The sequence below is a fragment of the Pseudomonas sp. genome, from assembly GCF_049645325.1.
In the GTDB taxonomy this organism is placed as follows: Bacteria; Pseudomonadota; Gammaproteobacteria; order Pseudomonadales; family Pseudomonadaceae; genus Aquipseudomonas.
In genome coordinates this window covers 1-4,821 of the sequence record NZ_JBARTQ010000220.1, presented here as the reverse complement: position 1 = coordinate 4,821, position 4,821 = coordinate 1, and the positions used below count along the sequence as shown (strand labels likewise).

The following is a 4,821-nucleotide window of genomic DNA, read 5'->3' as shown; positions in this document are numbered from 1 at the left end:
CGGTGCCCCACACCTTGATGAGATCCAGCGCCTCGCCGCCGCGCACCTCGCCGACGATCACGCGATCGGGGCGCAGCCGCATCGTGGCGCGCACCAGCTCGGTCATCGACACGACGCCGGCACGCGTGCGCAGGGGCACGTGGTCTCGTGCCGTGCATTGCAGTTCGATGGTGTCTTCGAGCACCAACACGCGGTCGCCGGTGGCGGCGATCTCCGCGAGCAAGGCATTGGCAAGCGTGGTTTTGCCGGTGCTGGTGCCACCGGCGATCAGGATGTTCTGGCGTCCGCGTACTGCCTCGCGCAGGAACTCGGCCTGCTCGACGGTCATCATTCCGTCGGTGACGTAGCGATCCAACGGGATCACGCCGACGGCGCGCTTGCGCAGCGCGAAGGCCGGCCCCGGCGCGGCCGGCGGCAGGATGCCCTCGAAGCGCTCGCCGGTTTCCGGCAATTCGGCGCTCAAGAGCGGCTGACCGCGATGGACTTCCGCGCCGACATGCGCGGCGACCAAACGAATGATGCGTTCGCCGTCTTCCTCGGACAGTTCTGCGCCCAGCGGCGCGCGGCCCGAGGACAGGCGATCGACCCAGAGTGTGCGGTCGGGGTTGAGCATGATCTCCACCACGTCCGGGTCTTCCAGCGCGGCGGCGATCAGCGGCCCCATCGCGGTTCGCAACATGCGGATGCGCCGGTCGAGCGAGGTGGTGGCGAAGGACTGCGGCACGGCGCTCATGAGGCACGCTCCTGTGCTTCAGCCAGCGCCGCCGCGTCGTCCAGGTGAGCGGTGTCGGGATGCAGCTCTTCAACTACGTCGCGCACCAGACTGCGCCCGCGCATCAGATGGCGGCCGAGTTGTTCGACGAACTGCTCGAAGCGTGCCTTGCCCTGCGCGCGGGCGGCTTCCTGATGGGTTTCGGGAACCGGCGTACTGACCGTCAGGAAGTAGCGGACGAACAGCGCCAGCGTTTCTATCTCGATGTTCTGGTCGCGCTCCAGCCTCTCGAACTGGCGCGACAGTCGATCTAGCCGCTTGGCGATGGCGGCTTCGCGCTGGTCGCCTGCGTCCGGCGACAGCCAAGACGCCAGCGCCGCCGCAACGATCGACGACTTGGACACGCCCTTCTTGACGGCCAGCTCGTCGAGCCGCTTGGCGTGCTCGTGCGGAATGAACAGGTTGAGGCGGTATTGGCTCATAGCTCGATTCCGTCGTGTTGGTCGAGTGACGCCAGCCGAGCCGTGCGCTGCATGGCCGGGTCAAGCTGGCGAGGAAGGGGCAGCGGCAAGTCGTCGTCATCGAGCAGCGCGAGGTCGTTGGTCGCTAGCTCCTGTTCGGGGAGGTATTCGGTGACCTCGGATAGCTCTGGCTGCCGACGCGGTCCCCCGTCGTCGGCACCGGCTGCGCTGTCGTTCAAATGCACCGATGCGGCAGGTACGACAGGGATAGCCAGGCCGCTCCAGTCATCAGGACGAAGCGGCGGCGCATCGGCGTAGCGCCCGGTGGCGAGCGTGGGAGGCGGCAGCACGCGCCGCTTGAAATTGGCGTCGGCGTAGTAGCGCAATTTCTTCGCCTTGATCGGCGCCACGCTGGACACCATCACCACGGCGTCGTCCGGCGGGAGTTGCATCACTTCGCCGGGAGTCAGCAGCGGGCGCGCCGTTTCCTGCCGCGACACCATCAGGTGCCCCAACCAAGGTGCGAGCCGGTGGCCGGCGTAGTTGCGCTGTGCGCGCAGCTCGGTGGCGGTGCCCAGCGTTTCGGAGATGCGCTTGGCGGTGCGTTCGTCGTTCGTGGCGAACGTCACGCGCACGTGGCAGTTGTCGAGGATTGAATGGTTCTGGCCGTAGGCCTTGTCGATCTGGTTGAGCGACTGAGCGATGAGGAAACTGCGGATACCGTAGCCAGCCATGAACGCCAGCGCGGTCTCGAAGAAGTCGAGCCGGCCCAACGCCGGAAACTCGTCGAGCATCAGCAGCAGCTTGTGACGACGGGCGATGCCGTCGCTGCCATCAAGTGATTCGGTCAGTCGGCGACCGATCTGGTTGAGGATCAGGCGCACCAGCGGCTTCGTGCGGCTGATGTCCGAAGGCGGCACGACCAAGTACAGCGAGACGGGATGCTCGGATGCGATCAGATCGGCGATGCGCCAGTCGCAACGCGAAGTGACTTCGGCCACCGTCGGGTCGCGGTACAGGCCGAGGAACGACATGGCGGTGGAGAGCACGCCGGACCGCTCGTTGTCGCTCTTGTTGAGCACTTCGCGCGCAGCCGATGCGACGACGGGATGCGGGGCATCGCCCAGATGCTTTGTCGTCATCATCCGGTGCAGCGTCAGCTCGAACGGACACGCCGGATCGGACAGGAAGTTGGCGACGCCGCGCAGTGTCTTGTCGGTTCCCGCATAGAGCACGTGCAGGATCGCGCCGACCAGAAGTGCGTGCGAAGTTTTCTCCCAGTGGTTGCGGCGCTCCAGCGCGCCTTCGGGATCAACAAGGATGTCGGCGATGTTCTGTACATCGCGTACTTCATGCGCGCCGCGCCGGACTTCCAGCAGAGGGTTGTAGGCCGCTGACTTCGGATCGGTGGGATTGAACAGCAGGCAGTGTGAGAAGCGCGAGCGCCAGCCGGCGGTGATCTGCCAGTTCTCGCCCTTGATGTCGTGAATGACTGCGGACGCTGGCCAGCTCAACAGTGTAGGAACGACCAGGCCGACACCCTTGCCGGATCGCGTCGGTGCGAAGGTCAGGATGTGCTCCGGCCCTTCGTGCCGCAGGTACTGATCGTCATGCCGACCAAGGAAGACGCCGGCGGGCTGGGTTAGCCCTGCGTTGCGAATGTCAGTGGCATCGGCCCAGCGCGCCGAGCCGTAGGTCGTCACCAGTTTGGATTGCCGCGAGCGCCACACGGACATAGCAATGGCGACAGCAACAGCCACCAAGCCGCTGCCGCCCGCAATCGCGCCGCCGGTGTCGAAGACACGGGGCGCATAGGCATCGAAGAAGAACCACCACTCGAACAACCGCCAGGGGTGATAGACCGGCGTGCCGAAGAAATCAAACCAGGGCGAGCCAAGGCGTAGCTGGTAGCCCAAGGCGGCGGCGGTCCATTGTGTGGCGATCCACACACCGGCGATAACGATGCCGAAGACGACACCAACCTGCCCGAACAGCACGCCTTGACCTTGCATCCTGGCCTCCGCTATCTCCTGCGCAACACGCGGCACAAAGGCGTGCCGCTCACACGAGGATCGGGGTCAGATCACGAGCGGTCAAAGACCGTTATCGGGACAAAGGTCGAGGAAAAAACAAGATTTCGCGCAAGGGCGAAAAAAAGGGAAGCGCAGCGAGCGACGGCGCATTGCGGCGTGTCGAGCGAGGAAATCGAAGTTTCGTGCGAATTTTCAACAAACAAAACCTCGAGATTCGTTCGCCAGGTTATGGAGTGCCCGTGCCACAGCTCCGCTGCTTCGTCGGCTCCGTCTCGCGATTCGTTTGCGTTACCGGCTAAGTACCTTTAAACGTTCAGGATTCGCCGCACGCCGCTTGGCCCTAAGGGGGCGCCTGCCTGGGTGACGACAGACGTTGTTTACCGATGCCAAGCCGACCGATTGTGGTCAGGGCGAATGCGATTGCCCAAAGCAGAGGACCTGCAAGACCTGGCCACGGTGGGGCCAGTCCCGGAATCAACACAAAAATGACGAAAGGGATATCGGCAACGCCCAGTAGAACCGCGTTAAGCCAATAACCCCAGCGATCATTCCGCCAGTTTAGAAAAACGGCGATTGCCATACCTGCCACAGCGAAGGCTAGAAGATAAAAGGCATCCTGTTGCAGGCGGGCCCGGGTCATTCCGTTGGCGAGTGCCGCAAGTCCAAAGATGGTTTGGGCTGCCATTAAATGGAAAACGCCCCATAGAATGTAGAAAATGGCGCCAATCCTCGCAGCCCATTGCGCACCCGGCATTTCTTCTTCCTCCGTAATGTAATCGGCCCACATCCCCAAGGCCAATGAAGGCTTTGAACGGTGCACCGTTTGCTCTGCCCCCGAGCTTGAGGCCTGCATTCCTGATCAGCGAAGCATCATCTTCATAACGAAGTTTGCGAGCCCGCCAAATGGCGGGCGCAGCAGGTTGCCTGCATTCCACTTTTTCTGGTCGAAGACGCCCTTGGCATGGCTGAATGACCGAAAGCCCTCTAGCCCGTGATAGGAGCCCATGCCGCTCGCACCGACGCCACCAAATGGAAGATCGTCCTGCACGTAGTGCATCAGCGTGTTGTTGATCGTCACGTTACCCGACGTCGTGCGGCTGAGAACCATTCGGCAATCGGTGCCGCTCCGTGTTCCGAAGTAGTAGAGCGCCAACGGCCGCGGTCGCGCATTGATATAGGAAATGGCCTCCTCAACTTTTCGATAAGGAAGGATCGGCAAGATTGGACCAAAGATTTCCTCGCGCATGATCGTCATTTCGTCTGTCGTATTGAGCACGACCGATGGGGGTAGCGTATGGGCACGGGCGGGCACGCCTTTTCTGTCGCGTTCTACGTCTATAACGTGGGCACCCTTGGTCCGCGCGTCATTCAGTAACCCGACGAGGCGAGCGTGATGCTTCTCGTTAATGATGGACGTGTAGTCAGTGCCGCTTGAACCGTCAGGATAAAACCCATCGACGGCTTGTCTATAGGCGTCGACGAACTTCGCGATGTCATCCTCGTGAACTAGCACATAGTCCGGCGAAATGCAGATTTGGCCGCTGTTCTGAAGCTTGCCATAGGCTATGCCTTCGGCGGCTCGCTGTAGAGACGTGCCTTTTTCGACAATTGCCGG

Annotated in this window: 5 protein-coding genes; all 5 read right to left on the bottom strand. The window is 62.5% G+C overall.

Annotated features, from left to right (window positions below; translation table 11 throughout):
- The coding region (gene trbB, locus WBB95_RS09565) for a P-type conjugative transfer ATPase TrbB (RefSeq protein WP_424487363.1) at positions 1 to 733 on the bottom strand (733 nt) is incomplete at its 3' end.
- Complete coding sequence (locus WBB95_RS09560) at positions 730 to 1,194, bottom strand: CopG family transcriptional regulator (protein ID WP_424487362.1); 465 nt, start codon at positions 1,192 to 1,194, stop codon at positions 730 to 732. The genes trbB and WBB95_RS09560, both read right to left, overlap by 4 nt.
- Positions 1,191 to 3,185, bottom strand: a complete 1,995-nt coding sequence (locus WBB95_RS09555; RefSeq protein WP_424487361.1) for a conjugal transfer protein TraG — start codon at positions 3,183 to 3,185, stop codon at positions 1,191 to 1,193. Before WBB95_RS09555 ends, WBB95_RS09560 begins: the two co-directional genes overlap by 4 nt.
- Positions 3,186 to 3,546: 361 nt before the next feature.
- On the bottom strand, positions 3,547 to 4,026 hold the full coding sequence (locus tag WBB95_RS09550) for a hypothetical protein (RefSeq protein ID WP_424487360.1): 480 nt from the start codon (positions 4,024 to 4,026) through the stop codon (positions 3,547 to 3,549).
- A 39-nt stretch (positions 4,027 to 4,065) separates the two neighbouring features.
- Positions 4,066 to 4,821: aldehyde dehydrogenase family protein (locus tag WBB95_RS09545; RefSeq protein ID WP_424487359.1), on the bottom strand; the 756-nt coding region annotated here is incomplete at its 5' end.

Coding starts and splice junctions, on each gene's coding strand:
- WBB95_RS09555 (WP_424487361.1), bottom strand. CDS start 3,185: ATGCAAGGTCAAGGCGTGCTGTTCGGGCAGGTTGGTGTCGTCTTCGGC.
- WBB95_RS09560 (WP_424487362.1), bottom strand. CDS start 1,194: ATGAGCCAATACCGCCTCAACCTGTTCATTCCGCACGAGCACGCCAAG.